The 17423-nt window shown below is 38.9% G+C and carries 12 protein-coding genes; 9 read left to right on the plus strand and 3 right to left on the minus strand.

Annotated features, from left to right (window positions below; genetic code table 11):
* Nucleotides 1-1103 (minus strand): glycosyltransferase family 4 protein (locus AC1DRQ_RS24130; RefSeq protein WP_477427593.1); only part of this gene is annotated, 1103 nt, incomplete at its 3' end.
* Nucleotides 1104-1192: 89 nt separating this feature from the next.
* Complete coding sequence (locus AC1DRQ_RS24135) at nt 1193-2224, minus strand: acyltransferase family protein (protein WP_477427595.1); 1032 nt, start codon at nt 2222-2224, stop codon at nt 1193-1195.
* Nucleotides 2225-2716: 492 nt separating this feature from the next.
* Here AC1DRQ_RS24135 and AC1DRQ_RS24140 point away from each other — a divergent pair, with 492 nt between their 5' ends.
* From AC1DRQ_RS24140 to AC1DRQ_RS24165, 6 genes are all read left to right on the plus strand, one after another.
* Entirely contained in the window at nt 2717-4336 is a 1620-nt protein-coding gene (locus AC1DRQ_RS24140; RefSeq protein WP_477427597.1) for a glycosyl hydrolase family 28-related protein, read from the plus strand.
* A 516-nt stretch (nt 4337-4852) separates the two neighbouring features.
* Nucleotides 4853-5635, plus strand: coding sequence for a polysaccharide biosynthesis/export family protein (locus tag AC1DRQ_RS24145; protein WP_429397422.1), 783 nt, complete (start codon nt 4853-4855; stop codon nt 5633-5635).
* A 5-nt stretch (nt 5636-5640) separates the two neighbouring features.
* Nucleotides 5641-7974 (plus strand): GumC family protein, encoded by a 2334-nt coding sequence (locus AC1DRQ_RS24150; RefSeq protein WP_477427599.1) that lies wholly within the window; start codon nt 5641-5643, stop codon nt 7972-7974.
* A gap of 476 nt (nt 7975-8450) precedes the next feature.
* Nucleotides 8451-9395, plus strand: coding sequence for a hypothetical protein (locus AC1DRQ_RS24155; RefSeq protein WP_477427601.1), 945 nt, complete (start codon nt 8451-8453; stop codon nt 9393-9395).
* Nucleotides 9396-9436: 41 nt separating this feature from the next.
* Nucleotides 9437-10309, plus strand: coding sequence for a glycosyltransferase family 2 protein (locus AC1DRQ_RS24160; RefSeq protein ID WP_477427603.1), 873 nt, complete (start codon nt 9437-9439; stop codon nt 10307-10309).
* Nucleotides 10310-10991: 682 nt separating this feature from the next.
* Nucleotides 10992-11594, plus strand: a complete 603-nt coding sequence (locus AC1DRQ_RS24165; protein WP_477427605.1) for a CatB-related O-acetyltransferase — start codon at nt 10992-10994, stop codon at nt 11592-11594.
* A 73-nt stretch (nt 11595-11667) separates the two neighbouring features.
* Here the strand turns inward: AC1DRQ_RS24165 and AC1DRQ_RS24170 are convergent, their stop codons facing one another.
* On the minus strand, nt 11668-11940 hold the full coding sequence (locus AC1DRQ_RS24170) for a hypothetical protein (protein WP_477427607.1): 273 nt from the start codon (nt 11938-11940) through the stop codon (nt 11668-11670).
* 400 nt (nt 11941-12340) lie between these two features.
* Between AC1DRQ_RS24170 and AC1DRQ_RS24175 the strand changes: the two genes are divergently transcribed.
* The 3 genes from AC1DRQ_RS24175 to AC1DRQ_RS24185 all read left to right on the plus strand — a co-directional run.
* The gene (locus AC1DRQ_RS24175; RefSeq protein WP_477427610.1) at nt 12341-15715 is read left to right on the plus strand and encodes a non-ribosomal peptide synthetase; all 3375 of its coding nucleotides are present in this window, start codon (nt 12341-12343) and stop codon (nt 15713-15715) included.
* 47 nt (nt 15716-15762) lie between these two features.
* Nucleotides 15763-16200, plus strand: a complete 438-nt coding sequence (locus AC1DRQ_RS24180) for a GNAT family N-acetyltransferase (protein WP_429397436.1) — start codon at nt 15763-15765, stop codon at nt 16198-16200.
* A 78-nt stretch (nt 16201-16278) separates the two neighbouring features.
* The coding region (locus AC1DRQ_RS24185) for an acyltransferase family protein (RefSeq protein WP_477427613.1) at nt 16279-17423 on the plus strand (1145 nt) is incomplete at its 3' end.

Genomic DNA, 17423 nt, shown 5'->3' on the forward strand with positions numbered 1-17423 from the left:
CTGTTATAGAATTCCACGAGCTCTGCCGCGTTTTTATCCATGGAGAAGTTTTGCTCAACAAATTTTCTTGCAGCGGTTTTCATAGGTAAGGTATCGATTTCATTATTGCACAATCTTTTTATAAGCGCGATGTAGGCAGTAACATCGCCAACATCAATAACATATCCATTATCTTCATGCACTACCATATTGCTCAACCCAGGCGCATCATTAACAATAACCAGTCCATTGTAATACATAGCCTCCAGCAGCGCTATCGAAAGGCCTTCGAACAAAGAGGGCATTAGATATATATCTGAGGCGATCAGCAATTCCGGTATATCCTTTCTGTTCCCGGTAAAGATGATATTGGCATTCGGAAAGTTCTCCGTTGCTCTGACTTGCTCTGCAGCCTCATCAGCACCCGTGCCTACATGAAGATAAGTTATTTTTACACCAGCTTTATGCAGGGGCGCTATAAGGTCAATAAGGAAATTGTGGTTCTTTATAGCCGAACATCCCCCAATCGAAATCATTACAAATGCATCTTGCGGAATCCCTAATTCCCTGCGTTTAGTTAAGCGGATATCATCACGTTGTGCCAAAAGACCGGGATTGAGGTTTATCCAGTTATTGATGATAAAGGTCTTGTTATAAAACCTATCTCTTTCATTGGCCTGGACAGCAGTACCAATAGCGTGATTTTTGACGCCCAGAAGGGATGCCATTTTCCGGTGCAAAATCCGCTTAAATCTTGTCCAGCCTTTAAAGGTCCAGTTGTTATGATAAGTTCTCACAATATTCCGGTGGCCGGTAAGTCTTAATGCTATTACCTTCCATAAGTACAGATCTTCGGTATGTATATGCACAATACCGAACTTTTTATTTTTGAAATAACTGAAAAACTTCAATATGGAAGAAATTTTGCCACTGGATCCTACAGAATCAACCGTATAGCCCTTGTCCAACATTTGCTCTTCAAACCGTCCCTTGCGTAATTCGCACGCCAAAAGCGTGATGTCTATCTGGTTCCTCTTAAAGATATCAGATGCATGGTACAACATGATTTCCGCACCTGAAAATTCTATACTATGCAGAATATGAACTGCTTTTTGTGATTTCATTTAAAAAAAATCTGGTTAATCCCATTTTGATCAGCCATATGGCTGATCGTATCAAGTATGGCTCAATTCTTCTTTATTAAGTTACTGAGTTAAATCCTTGCTTTTATTGTGTGCTTTTTACTCCTGATAAACGGCTTTTCTATAAATATCCACGATAAGAGCCCTAAAAAATAGGTGATCCCGATCAGGGTAAACACATTGATATATCCCTGCAACTTCAGCTGTACGATAACCGTTAGTAAAAGCCCATGATAAATATATATACCATAAGAGATATCGTTATTATTAAACACTTTCTTTGCTATGCCTGGAGAAGAATAAGCCATGGAAATCACGCAAAAACTTAAAATAACATGTTTAATGGAAGTAAATATCGCCTTGTCCATCAAATTGGGGAATAATAAACTGTACGCAACATAGCCAATGACCCAAAAGTGGGCCTTGTTATAAATAAACGGCAGCTTGTAAATACGCAGCCGCTGAAAGATAACGCCAATTAAGAAAAGATAAAAGTAGGGTATGAACGTGTATCCTGCTGCCTTTTGTAAAAATGAGCTTGGAAGTTTAATGTAATAAAACAAAACATGTACTATAAAAAACAAGATAAAAAGGCCATAAAAGCCATAATCCAATCTCTTTTGCGGAAGTATAATGTAAAGCAACGGGAGAAGCAGGTAAAACTGTAGCTCAATCGGGATCGACCATAAACTGCCGTTGTAAGATCCAAATCCATAACCAGACAAAAAGCCGGGAGTATAAATAAATCCTGTTAGCTGGCTGGGTAACCACAATACCGAACTGCTGTTAATAAAGTTTATCCCGGTTAATGAAATAACAATGATAGTTACTAAAACGCAGGCCCATAAACCCGGATAAATGCGAAGTGCCCTGTTACGCAGATAATCGCTGAAATGCGTATTCCGTTCGTAAGAGGCAGATATCAGGTATCCACTGATCACAAAAAACACAGGAACTCCGGGGAATAGATATAATATATCGATGCCTCTTGGGGAGATCGGAAGGTTTAAATGCTGAAAATAATGATCAACGATCACCTGAGTAGCGGCAAAAAAACGTAACAGGTCAAAATTGTTGACTTTAAACTCTTTAATATTTTGCATTTAATATAACCATATCCAATGGTCACTGGCTATGCAATTATTGTGCAACACTTGCCCCGAAAAGATTCATTGTGCATTAAAGCGCCTTTTGATGCTTCATAACCTGTTTCTGCATGATTAAACAGGACTAAACTCAAATGCAAGTAAAATGATTAATAGTAAAATACTTTTCACGTGTTGATATAAATGCCCGGTTTGGGTATAAATATCACCATTGTTCTGCTCAGGTTTCGAAACCAAAATAAACAATAAAAATGCTGCCAGTTGCCTGTTTGTAATAAAATTGTTATTTAAAAGATACTTATTAAATCGGCTGTATTTTTACGAAATGATAATAATATTATATATTTTGTATATATTATGGATTGTATTTTAAAAAAATAACATTCAAAGTGTAATAAAATTATTAATTTGCGAAAAATGTAACATTTCACATATTTTGCACGTTTGAAACACGGGCAGACAAAACTGTAGACATTTAAACACCCCCTTATGAAAAAAAACTATTATCTATTGATGCTATTGGTTGGCTTACTTTCCTGTAAGAAAGAAGCCAGCAATGTTTCTCCAATCCAAGAGTCTGATACTTCGGCTCTTCGGTCGGCAATGGTAACGACAGCAGCGACTGTGACCGTTGTAAAAGACACTATTCCGCCAACAAATGCGGTCAATGTAAAAACCTATGGCGCATTAGGTGATGGGGTTCATGATGATACACAAGCTATTCAAAACGCGATTAACGCCAGGAGCATTCTGGTGCTTACTAAAGGCACCTACATTATTAATAAAACGCTTGTTATGCGAAGCGGCGTCAGTATTTATGGAACAAACGGTGCTACTATCAAAGCCGGGCCATCCATGAGTGGAACTTTGCTGGTATCCGGAAGGTATTTCTCTTTAAATTCGGTAGCCAGCAGCTCGATTGTAAATTTAAAATTCCTGCCGTCAACAAAAAGCTTTACACCGGGCGCATGGGCCAATGCCGTTTTTTATATATCCAACAGCCCCAAAAATTCCTTTAAATATAATACCATAACCTTTAATCAGGCTTATAAGGCCTTGGGCATTGAGGGTTTCTGGGTATCAGGTACGGGCAGTACCAATAATTTTATTGGTTATAATAAGCTTTATACTGCAGGGATGGAGTATGCGGAGGCGGGTGCGAGTTACAATATCATCATTGGTAACACTATTCAGAACGCGCATTCAAACGGCCTCAGCTCACACGGAAATTCTACTGTTTATTGTAAAAGCAACCAGGTGATCAATAATACTGTTATTAACGCAGGGCATATGGGGATTGAAGATTGGGGTAACGTAGATGGCACACTGCTGAAAGGGAATGTTGTTTCGGGTACCGGGAAAAGCCCTACAGAGAGCGCAGACGGCATGGGTATGTCATTAGTGGGAATCAACACAGTGGCTGTTCTGAACACCCTGAGCGATGCCAAGCTTATGTATATGGAAATTGGTGGGAATCATAATTGCCGTATTGATAGCAATCTTATAAATGATGCAGCCAGCTTAATTCCGGGTATCGTTGTAAATTTCCGTGGCAGCACACCGGCAAATACTAAGGCCGCATCTTCTAAAGTAGGTTACAATACCATTAATAATTGCTGGGAAGGAATTTCAGTGGAAGGGGATTATACACCTATGGCCTCTATTACCGGCAACAGGATAAATAATTCCAAATATATAGCGATTAACGTCAATAGCAATTCTTCTTTCAACGTTAATGTTACTGGCAACAACATCACCTATAGTAAGCCTAATGTGCAATCAAGAAATGCTATTGTAGTGTATTCGACTAAACTCTCGTCCGCACAAATTGTGACGGAAACCAATAATACCATTACCTACAATACCAGTGCAAACGGCGGGGTTATGCGTGAAATCGCCTTGCTTGTTGCCATCAATAATATTAATTTTACCGGCAATAAAGTTGTAGGGAACAATATTAAGGCGGGAGGCATAAAAATCAGCGCCATCTCTGCAAACGGCAATAAATTTACCGGGATTACCCTGGTTAGCAACTCATTTAGCGGTGCCCTTGTTGAACTGGCGGGCATGAGTTTTAAAGCGAACACGAATAACGTAACGCTGAACTAACGCAAAATAGAAATAGCGCAGTCGCCCTGCTTAGGGCAACCGCAACTTTTAAACCGGTAATTGCGTGCAGCAGTTACCGGTATTTTTATGAAACCCCGCGGGTACAATCCATAATTTACTTAAACTGAAAACGTAACCGAAAGCCAATAACTGCAGGTCATAATTTACCGGCCTGTTAAGTTTAAGGCTTGTACGTTAAATAGCTTATCTCCCGGTTAATGCCAGTTACAACAATATTAAAGTTGTTGTGTACCAAATATTCCCCAATTCTCATGTTGTCCAATTAATTCCTCATTTAATTTGCGAAAATTCTGCAATTTCTGATTGCTTTAAGCTGTTTTTTTATGAAAATTACAAATTTGCCTAATGGTTCAATTATTGTAAACCGATAGCCAACTCGGTAAGGGTGAAAAATTAACAGCTTTTAACTATAGGACGGTTTATACATAAGCAACTTGTGCTATAGCTAACTTTTGATCATTCCAATCCGATAAATATTGACTTTACTTTGAAACCATGAAATTAAGTGTTACAAAATTTTTCCTGTTTATTGCCCTCTTTTTTTGCTTCTCTTGCGGTTCCTATAAAAATGTGCCTTATTTCCAGGATTTGGATCACGTTAAAAATTCAGAAGAGGCGATTAACAACTTTGCCCCTTTAAAAATACAAACCAATGATCTGATAGGGATCCACGTAACGAGCTTAAATCCTGAAGCGGCTATGGTATTCAATTCCGGTCAGGGGAATAGTGGTAATGAAGCTTCGGCCAACAATCAGGTCTACGGTTATCGGGTAGATGCCAATGGTGAAATCAAATTGCCGTTAATAAGTAGTATGAAAGTTGCCGGTATGACCACAGACCAGGTAGCCCAGCAATTAACCAATGATTTATTGCCGTATCTGAAAAAGCCTATTGTTAACGTTCGCTTACTCAATTTTAAAATTTCTGTTATGGGCGATGTGTTAAAACCAGACTCTTACGCAGTACAAAACGAACATATCAACATTTATGAAGCTTTGAGTCTTGCAGGAGATCTGAATATTACAGCCAAACGTAAAACTGTTTTTTTAATAAGAGAACAGAATGGGAAACGACAGTATTTTCCAATAGATTTAACTAAAAAGGAAGTATTTAACCAACCTTATTACTATTTGCAGAACAATGATATTTTATATGTAGAACCGGATAAGTCCAAATATTCCAACGTGGACAGAGGATATAGGAATACTTCTTTGCTCCTTTCTGGTCTTTCGGCCATTGCTATCGTAGTATCTGCATTATTAATCCAAAATCGTTAAGCGTTATGCCAACTAATAAATCACAGCATATAATAAACAGCCGTCAGGCCCGTGGTGACGACGACAGCATCGATTTTAAATACCTTATTCGTCACTATTTTAGTTACTGGCCTCTTTATCTGATTTTTTTGGTTATTGGGCTTGTGGCCGCCTCTGCATATTATAAAATAAAAAAGCCCTTGTTTGACATTAAGGCTACCATGTTAATGCAAGACGACAGTAAAGAAAAGCCTACGGATGATAAATCTGCTTTACAGGAACTGGATCTTGTTAACCCACCTAAAATTGTGGAAAATGAAATAGAGGTTTTTAAATCCCGCAGTTTGATCAAGTCGGTTGTTGACCATCTTCAGTTATGGGTTAGTTATCAATTCGTTGATGGCATACTAAAAACCGACCTGTATGATTCAACTCCGGTGGAATTTAATTTATATAAGTCTGATAGTGTTATTCCAAGCCAGCTCATGATAGTGAAAATCTTAAATCATGATGCTTATACCATTACCGATGAAAATAAAAAAGTAACCAGTCATCGTTTCAGGGATACCATAACTGACCGGATGGGCGTATGGAACATTTCGCCAACAGCACAACTCGATAAATATATCGGAAAATCAGTAAATGTTATTTTGGGCGATAGGGAGGCCACCATATTGAGCTACCAAAATGGGGTAGATGTTTCCATGCCTGATAAACTGGCCTCGGTAATTGAATTGTCAACCAGTGATCAAAACGCAAAACGGGGAGAGGACTTTCTGAATAATCTTATTTATTATTACAAGCAGGCGGAGCTGACGGAAAAAAACAATATGACCAAAAGCACCATTGATTTTATTGATAACCGACTTGATTCATTAGTGGGCGAACTGAACTCTGCTGAGGGTAAGGTTGAAGGTTATCGCAGTAGCAAAGGTTTAACTGATATTAATGCGCAATCACAGGTATATCTTCAAAATGTACAATCCAACGAGTCAAAATTAAATGAAGTCAGTATTCAGTTAAGCGTTCTTGACGGTCTGGAAAGTTTCGTGAATTCTAATGCCGACCGTGGTACGCCATCCACCATCGGTATTTCAGATCCAACCCTTGTCGCCCAGGTACAGAAACTGTCCGATTTGCAATTAGAAAAGACTAAATTGTTAGCAACCCTTCCGGAAAAAAATCCGGCTTTTGAGCCTTTGAATAAGCAAATTGCTTCAACCAAGCTGAGTATAAAAGAAAGTTTGCGAAATATTAAAGCATCATTATTGGCAACAAAACATGAGTTACAATCTTTCAAATCTACATCACAGTCTTCCATATCCAATATTCCCGGACAGGAACGTCAGCTTGTTGGTTTAAAACGCCAGCAATCCATCAAAGAAAACCTGTACACGTATTTATTGCAAAAACGTGAACAGATCTCGCTAAGTTATGCGTCTTCGTTGTCAAGTGCCCGTTTGCTGGATGTTGCCTACGCACTTCCTCAAAAAAAATCAAAACGGTATATCCCTTTCGCGGTAGCCCTGCTTTTAGGACTGATTGTTCCTACCGGATTTGTTTATGCTAAAGGTGTGGCGAAGGATACTGTGAACAAACGCAAAGAAATTGAAGTTGCTACTTCACTGAATGTTCTGGCGGAATTGAGCTATACCAAGCTTAATCATGAAATTGTAACAGACAAGCAGAACAATGACATCAACTTTTCACTTATTGAACAATTCAGGCATTTACGCACTCAATTGAACATTCTGAGCAATGGTCATGAAAAAGGAAACGTTGTTTTGATCTCATCGAGTATTACCAAGGAAGGAAAAAGTTTTGTTAGTAGCAATCTGGCCGTATCGCTGGCCCGGTCTGGTAAAAAAACCATCTTGCTGGAAATGGACATTTATAAACCTAAGATCAGCAACGCGTTCCACCTGGGCAAAACAGCAGGTTTGTCTGATTACCTAATGAATGTAATTGGGAAGGATCAGTTAACTCAGGAAATTGCTGCCTATCCAAATTTGCATGTGATCAGTAGCGGCGCATTTGTCGATTCTTTTTCAGAGCTGCTTGACCAGGTTAAATTTAGCCAGTTGATAGCTAACTTAAGAGCAGAATATGATTACGTTTTATTAGACACCCCTCCATTGCATTCCATTAATGATGCAAACATTTTAGCGCAATATGCTGATACAACTTTATTTGTTGTTCGTCACGCTTACACGCCTAAATCAATGCTTGCCTTTATCAGGAAGCTTTATGTTAGTAATAATTTACCCAACATCCAGGTTATTTTCAATGGCTTGAAAAATGGTAGGGACGGTGAGGGTTACAAATACGAAAATTATTATTCGCGTAAAAATATGGCTTAATCCCTTTCCGGCAATCTTTTAAGAAAGATTGCCGGAAAGGATTTTGGGATTGGGCAATGACGGCAACATATGATTAAAAAAAAGGTATTTATAAAATGTTTATGTGCTTCGGGAATAAGAAGCAGTGCAATGACCAGGATTCAAGTTCGTGTCAATTATCTTAACTGATTATGTATTATTTTCTGGCATTCTTGTTTATGTTAATTTCAGCAAAAGGAAGTTTCTTTTCTTTCTTTGAGATTGACTATTTATTAATTGATGTCTTATTTATCTGGGTAGGAATTACTTATAACCGATTTAAAAAGTCGGACATTAGGTTGTTTTTAAAGTTCAGTCTCATTTACGTAGGGTTTGTCTCCATGAGATATTTCTGCCTCAATAATGTGTCCTTCGCATTTTTAATGAGCGATATTATCTTTCTCTTTAAATATATTTTGCTGGCATTCTTGTATTGTGCAATACTTAAAGAGGAAGCATTGAATTATATCGTAAAAATTACCATCATAGGCGCGGGGATATCTATCTTTTTTTATACGATTCAGTTAATTAACAATGATGCGGTGTTTTTTATCGGAAGTCTTATTCATCTTCCCCCGCGAACATCAAACCCCGATTATACGAATTTCCTGATCTTTACATTTGACAGGAACCACAGTATCAGAAACTCGGGTTTTGCCTGGGAGCCAGGTGCATTTGGCTGTCTGTTAAATATGGCGCTGTTGATGTACCTGTTTTCCAATAAATTTGTTTTCGATAAAAAAGTGCTGCTGCTTATCGTGGCTATCGTCACTACATTATCTACTACCTCTTATATCGCGTTGATGGTTAATCTTTTAATTTATTACCGGGCCAATGGCGGAAAGCTCAGCAGGATATTCCTGATCGCAGCACCAATAATAGGAGTAGTTGCTGTCAAGGTGCCATTTCTGTTTGGTAAAATTATTGAGCTTTACAAACAGGATTTGCATGACGTGGAGCACATGGAAACACTGGGTACCTTTTATTTGAAGCATGGAGGCCAGTTGCCGTTAAACAGGTTTGGCAGTCTGATATACATATACCGGTTATTTGGAGAAAAATTGATATGGGGAATATCGAACATGTATCAGGAGGCGGTTGTGCAATTGGGTAATGTGAACATCTCCAACGGTATCATTGATTTCATCGCTAAATTCGGTCTCATTGGTTTAGTTTTCCTGTTGTACAGGTATGCGATGCTTTTTAAGAAATTTATAGCCAGCAATGAGCTGATGATTTATGCCATACTTATTATACTGATATTAAGTTTTGGAGAGCCTATATTGATATGGCAAAATATTCTGGCATTTTTTTTTCTATACCATTATACAAATCCGGTTAGTGATGATGACGAAAGCCTTGCCGAAGAAGATGCTGCTGCTATGGAAGAAATGGCCCATTAATGATCAATATTTATTAATTTGTAATTTAAAGAATATAAAAAGTGCCTGAAAAAATAATAAAAATCGCTACTTTATGCTGCTGTTATAATCGCATCAGCAAGACAACATTGTTCCTTAACAGTTTACTTAAGCAAGCAGTTCCTGATCATTGTCATCTCGATTTTTATCTGCTGGATGATAATTCACCCGACATGACCGGAGCACGTGTTAAGGAGATGTTTCCTCAAGTTAATGTGGTACATGGTACCGGATCGTTATTTTGGGCCGGAGGAATGAGAACACTTTGGGCAGAGGTGCTCCGTCGGGATGAATATGATTTTTATTTGTTGCTAAATGATGACGTGGTTTTATCAGCCGACGCACTTGAACGGCTACTTGCAGCGTATAGCCAGGCCAAAAGCGGCGGCAATATCCTTTTAGGTACCGTGCTTGACCCCAAAAGCGGAAAGATAACCTATGGCGGGCGTAAAATAAAAAACTTTATAACCGGCTCTACTTTTATGCAAACGCCCGATGCCGAACGCTTGAAAATATGCGAAATAGGCAATGCTAACATTATGTTGGTGGATCGCGCGACAGTGAATAAAATAGGGATACTGACTGATATCTACACGCATGGCTTCGCCGATTTCGATTATACCTACACGGCAGTAAAAAATGGCTTAAAGGTATGGGTGGCGCCGGGTTATTACGGGCACTGTGAAAACGATCATGGTGTAAGCTGGTTATCAGGCAAGGTTCCGCTAAAAAAGCGTATTGAACATTTGTATAGCCCCAAAGGCCTTGCATTCAGAGAGTATCGCACTTTTATCAACCGGCATTTTTCCTTTATGTTACCGGCAGCCTATTTTAAATTGTGGCTGAAAACACTGTTTCCCTTTATTTACGACTCCTTTAAGAAAGAGCAAGTATAATTTGCCCGTTTACCCGACAATGGGGACAACGGCTTTAAAGTAGTATGATTGCCGCGCAGGCGCTCTTTCGGGAAAGCGCTGTTATTGCGCCGGCGTATAGCCAGAAATTTATTAGATTAAAAAACTACGTTCCGTTTAACAGACCCGTTAACGGCGAATAATGCGAAATATCAGCATCATCATGCTGATATTTCGCATTATTCGCTGCTCCAGGGAAATAAAGGGAGGGGGATCAATAGTGCACCGCTTATGGTATTGATGCTGACTGCTTGAATGTGCTCCGAACAAATTTTCCGTGATGCCGAAATGAAAGGTTTGAATCTGCAAAGATAATTGGTATCACTTAGGAATGTGGTAAATAATCCACAAGGTAGGTACAAATAGCCCCGTTATTTTTAGGGTTTGACAACACCTGGATGTTCCCGAAAATAAAAGGAAAAAATAATTAAACATGTAAGGACCGCTTTTCGACCTGTGAATCGGAAGAATTGGACTGCTTACTTAGGTATTATGGCGCCATGCATAATTAAATGAGAAGAAATGGATCATTTCGGAGCATCATTTGAACTTAATTGCTGTACATATATGAATACTTATGATTAAAGCCTGGATTAAACGGAATTGGTACAGACAGCAGTATAAAGGTAGGCATTTACGGATAAGCAACCATGTTTTGCTTGATATGAGATGTCATTTTGAGGGATGGAATGTAATAGGTGAAAACTGCGAGATTTCAACCTCATCTATAGGTAGATCAACCTATATTAGTGCAGATTCTGTGATCAGATATACACATATAGGCCGTTTTTGTTCTATTGGCAGCAAGCTGCAAACAGGTTTGGGGATGCACCCTACGCGTGATTTTGTTTCCACGCACCCCGCTTTTTTCTCGGTTTCGCAGCAGGCGGGATTTACTTTTGTGAAAAAAAATTCCTTTAAAGAAAACCGCTTTGTCAATGAAGCTCAAAAGTGTATTGTTAAGATCGGTAATGATGTTTGGATTGGGAATAATGTGACAATTATGGATGGATTATCAATAGGGGATGGTGCTGTGATTGGAACGGGGGCCGTAGTTACCCAAAATGTGGCGCCATATGCTATTGTCGCAGGAGTACCTGCCCGGATCAAAAAATACCGGTTCTCCGAAGCAGAAATCGGGCAATTACTGGATATTAAATGGTGGGATTGGGACATGAAAAAAATCCGCTCAAACAGCCATCTTTTTGCAGATATGACATCTTTTCTAAAACTACACGGAAAATCCGTAGCAGAATATCGGGATTAAGTAATTTGGTAAAGTGCTGATTAATAGCGGTAAGTAGCAGTTAAAACATTGTGCGGGGCTATGGCATATACCATCAGCCCTTACTTTCTGGTGTTGGGAAAGTTTTATTTTTTTTCAGGGCGTTTAACTGCTTCTCGAGGGCTTGAATCATGAAATCGTCGTTGACGTTGGATATGTAATTGGCCATATTATTCCCATCCGGTTCGAAAACGATTAACGCGAAACCGCAGTCGGGTATCTCCCGAATAAGGGCATCAGCCAAATTCCTCATTTTTTCAGCGTCAATTTTATTCTTCATTAATTCTATGTGCATAGTTATGGCGACGTTTAAAACTTTATTGATCATGATTTGCTGCTGTCGAAAGCTCCACCCAATCATGCTATCTTTTTGGTTTTACGTGAAATAACTGATAATGTTTCTGTCCTGCAAATTTTAATTTTTTGGCTTGCTTTTTGCCAAGTGACTAAAAGTTATAAAAAGCTTTTCTTGCCTGCAAGAATCGAAAAATTAAAGATATGAGCGCATGATGAAAAATAACAAATCATGCTATAAATATAGGGCATTTTAATAATTATTTCTGCTGGTATCAATATTTATTGATAGCTGAGATTTTAATGAACTGGTTTTAAAGCCTGATCATTTAAATACTGTAAATGTTCGCCCTAACGATAAGAATTTAGATTGTTTGATTTCAATAAAAAATACCCCTTAACTGAATATAAGCTTTAAATATTTATTAGAACCTATGTCACAATCGTATTTACTCAACAAAGAAGTATTAGACAATATCGATCAGTTTAAGGATAAATTTCAAACACTACCACTTTTAAAGCTCCCTATTGATACGCAAACCTTAACAGGCAGAAAGCCCGGTGTTGCAGAACAAGAATTTGTATTGGATACAGATTTGTTAAAAAGGCTTAGCTTTTTTGCAGAAGAACAAGGCTGTAAACTCTCTACTATATTATTGGCGGCATATAAAGTATTGTTGCAACGGTATTCAACACAGGAAGATCTCTTTATTACACAAATTGTGTGCAGAGACTTGCCATTGGAAAATCCATCGTCAAAATATGGTTTCAACTCAATCAGGAGCACCATCAGTGGGGAGATATCCTTTGTTGATATTGTTCAGCAATTAAAAGCAACGCGATATGCTCCAGGGTACACCGGCAATCTGACATTTAATGATCTTAATGAAATTTTGTTAAACCTTAAAATTGACAGAGAGGTATTTAAAGGGTTATTTGGTTTCGATGAATCAGGAGAGGCGGTTGAAGGCGATAAAATTAAAGGATTAATCAGTAAACATTTTAAGGACTTTTATCTGGGTTTATTTTTTAAAGAAACAACAGAAGGAGCACCGGGAGTATTATACTATAATGCGTCTCTTTTCCAGGATGAATTTATCGACAAATTTCTGAAACATTTTGTTCAGCTATTGGATTTAATAGCTATTAATCCTGCTGAGCAGGTGGGGCGGTATCAGTTGCTTACGAGCGAAGAATGGAAACAGATTATTGTTGACTTCAATGATACCGTTGCTCCTTATCCCGAGGAAAAACTTTTATTTTCCCTGTTTGAGGAGCAGGTTGCAAAAAATCCTGACGCTATTGCCCTGATTCAGGCTGGGCAGGTTTTAACTTACGGTCAGCTTAACCAACAGTCAAACCGTTTAGCCCATTATCTTATAGATAAAGGAATTGTTCCGGGAGATAACGTGGGCATATTGGCAGAACGGGACTTCAATATGATTGTGGGTATGCTGGGCATCTTAAAAGCCGGGGGGGCATATGTGCCTGTTGATCCTGATTATCCAATTGAGCGGCAGGAATATATTTTTTATCAATCCGCGTTAAAACTAATCATTGCGGATAAAAGCTACCCTTTAAAATCGCTGATCGATCCCCGGAAATTTGCAGATATTGATTTTAACAGCATCAATATAAGCAGGGACACCAATCCGGATATCAAGATCAGCAGCCGGCAATTGGCTTATACGATTTATACCTCCGGCTCTACAGGCCGGCCAAAAGGCGTAATGATAGAACATCATTCGGCTGTTAATTTAGTCCAATGGGTAAATAATCAATTTAATGTTGACGCCAACGACAGGATATTATTCATAACCTCCATGTGTTTTGATCTTTCTGTCTATGATATCTTTGGCATGTTGTCTGCCGGCGGACAGATCGTTATAGCCCGGCAGGAAGAGATCCGGGATGTTAAACAGCTTCAAAGCATGCTGGTCAATCATCAGATTACTTTTTGGGATTCTGTTCCAACTACATTGGACTACCTGATTTTAAATTTGGAAACGGAGGACCCTTATTACCGTTATGATGGCCTGAAAACAGTATTTTTGAGTGGAGACTGGATTCCTTTGAGCTTGCCAGACAGGGTTAAAAGGTACATGCCAGGCGCAAGCGTCATAAGCCTTGGAGGTGCTACTGAGGGCACGGTATGGTCCAACTTTTTCCCGGTAGAAAGTACATCGGAGAAATGGAACAGTATCCCGTATGGCAAGCCGATCACCAATAACTTTTTTTACATTCTGAATAAACAGTTGCAGCCGCTTCCGTTTGGGGTAGCTGGTGATTTGTACATCGGAGGAGCTGGTGTAGCCCGGGGATATGCAAATGATCCGGATAAGACGGCAGCAGCATTTGTGCCCGATCATTTTAATGACAGCCTGGGCGGTATGATGTACCGGACCGGAGACCTGGGCAGAATGATGCCGGATCTAAATATGGAATTCATAGGCCGGATAGACAATCAGGTAAAGATCCAGGGGTTCCGAATTGAACTTGGAGAAATTGAAAACGTTTTAAAAGGATTTCACCTGGTATCAAATGCTGTTGTGTTAGCCAAGGATGACCAGGAGGGTAAAAAAAGACTGATTGGTTATGTGGTGCCTGAAGGCGGTAAATTTAACAAGGAAGCTGTAATGGATTATCTCGGAACAAAGCTTCCGGGGTACATGGTGCCTTCGGTTTGGGTTGAGCTGGAATTTCTGCCACTTACCTCCAATGGGAAAATTGACCGGAAATCGCTGCCGGAGGTGAATCACCTTGATGCAACAGATAACCTTGTAAATGCAGTTTCTGAAACCGAAATGATTCTCCAATCCATCTGGCAGGATTGTATGGGAATTCCTCAGATCAGTATCAATGCCAATTTTTTTGAATTGGGAGGGCATTCTCTAAAAGCAGTACAGATACTATCCAAATTTGAAAAACGTACCGGAAAAAACTTCCAGCTTTCCGTGCTTTTCAAATATCCCGATATTCAGTCCCTGGCGCGTTTTATTGACGATGATGACAAGGAATCGGTATTTATATCCTTAGTTCCGATCAAACCGTCTGGTTCTAAGACTCCCTTATATATCATCCACGGCGAAGGATTAAATGTGCTGAATTTTAGTGAGCTGGCAGCCTGTATTGATAAAGAACAACCTATTTATGGATTACAGGCTAAGGGGCTGAATGATGTGGATGAGCCGTTTGAATCCATTCCCGATATCGCGGCACATTACATCAGTGAAATTTTACGCCACAATCCAGAGGGTCCGTATATATTGTCCGGTTATTCCTTTGGCGGATATGTCGCAGTTGAAATGAACCGCCAGCTTGGCGAAATGGGTAAAAAGGTCAGTATGCTGATTATGTTTGATACCAATGCCGAAAAAACTGAATATAAGGACTGGTACAAGTTATTACCCAAGAAGGTTAAGAGAAACATCCCGAAATTACTAACCTTCATTAAAAATTCAGTTACACAACCTGTCAGTACGTTTAAAAATCAATCACAACAGGTCTCCAAAAAACGCTTTAAAAAAGAATCGGAGAAATTTTACCATCAAATCGGGAAAATAAAGGAAAAACACCTGGTTGCATTTCGCAAATACCAGTTGGCCCCCTTTGATAATAAGGTTTATTTATTCCGTGCAGAAATTTGCGTTCATTATGTAAATGATACGAAGTACCTGGGATGGAAAAATTATGCACGCCAGGGAGTAGAGGTACTTGAGGTACCAGGAGATCATCTTTCCATGCTGGAAACGCCAAATGTGGAAAAGCTTGCTGGCATTTTGGAGAGAACACTGGATCAGCGCTGCTAAACAACGCTTGGATATCAACCCATTAAACACAAACAAATCAAAACTTAATGAACATTGTACCCGTAACCCAAGAAAATTTAAATGACTGTGTAAATATTTTTATAAAGGCATATAATCAGGCACCCTGGAACTACCAATGGACTGCAGAGAAAGCGTCCCGGTATTTGGCTGAGTATATGAGTTCGGGTCAATTTGTGGGATTTATACTATATGATGAATCAGTTCCGGTGGGCGCCATATTTGGACATTTTAAAACGTGGTGGACTAACGATCAGCTAATGATTGATGAATTTTTCATTGCCGCTGAGAAACAGCGGAAAGGATATGGAAAACGGCTGATGGAATTTTGCAGCGCCTACGCTAAAGAGCAGGATGCGGAATTGACGATACTGATGACCAACAAATATATGCCAGCTTATAAGTTTTACAATAAAATTGGATACCTAACAGCCGAGCAGTATGTATTTATGTTTAAACAACTTTAAAATTTGCCAGCGTGTTTATTGGTATGCATCTCCGCACTGCAATAGTAAAATCAATTGTCAAGCTAAATATTACATGATATGAAACCTAATAACCTAATTCCAAAGCTCGATGTTTTTAACAGCAAATTCATTCTGAGAGATAAACGATTTCTTTGGCTGGATTATGATAAAGGAATCAGTATTATACTCGTTGCTTACGGACATTGCTTTTTTATGCTCTTTGATCATGGTATTAACATGGCCCCGTATCCATATTTCAATTATATCGGCACGTTTTTGTACGGCTTCCGGATGCCGTTGTTTTTTATTGTATCGGGTATTCTGATTTCCAATAGCCTGCGAAAGAGGGGCCTGCCAGCCTATTTGCTTAACCGGGTAAATAATATTCTATACCCTTTGTTGGTATGGGGAGGAATACAAATATCACTTGCACTGTTATCTGCCCGTTATACGAATTCTGATATTACAATGGCAAGTTACCTGAATCTGATCATCAACCCGAGGCAAACAGGGCACTTTTGGTATCTGAACGCGCTGTTTTTTATTGGTGTAATATACTCCTTGCTGAAAACCAAATTAAAGGTTTCCATCGGTATTCAACTTGTAATTGGTTTTGTGTTTTTTTCAATCGCAGGTTACATTAATATGCATGATTTACAGGCTGGACTCCTTACCGATATATGCCAGTTCTATTTGTTTTTCGCGATAGGCGACGCGATCTCCAACATCTTTTTAAACGAACGCTTTGTCCATCGTTATACATCCTGGAAAGTTTTCCTGCCATTGCTACTCCTTTTTATTGTTATTCAATATAAGTTTACGGAACTCAATCTGCATGGCGGCAAAGACGGGATCAATTATGTAGAGCATAAATTACCATGGTTTTATCTTTTTGAAGCATTAATCGGGTGTTCACTTTCCGTTAGCCTTTCTTTTCTGCTGCAAAAATATAAGGTATTATCGTTTTTGAGGGTAATAGGGTATCATTCCCTTTATATTTATTGTATGCAGATCATCGTAATGAATATTATGAGGATAGTGCTGATCTCTATATTGAAAATTTCCTTTGTTCCATTATTGTTTGGTTTGATATGGACCTCAGGTATCGTTATTCCGATGTTGTTTTACAATGTATGTTTAAGACTTAATGCCTGGTGGTTGTTCACGTTTAACAAACCGCATGACCATTACGATTATAAAAAACAGTCCAGGTTAGATTTACA

It is taken from the genome of Mucilaginibacter sp. P4_E8 (genome assembly GCF_056401495.1).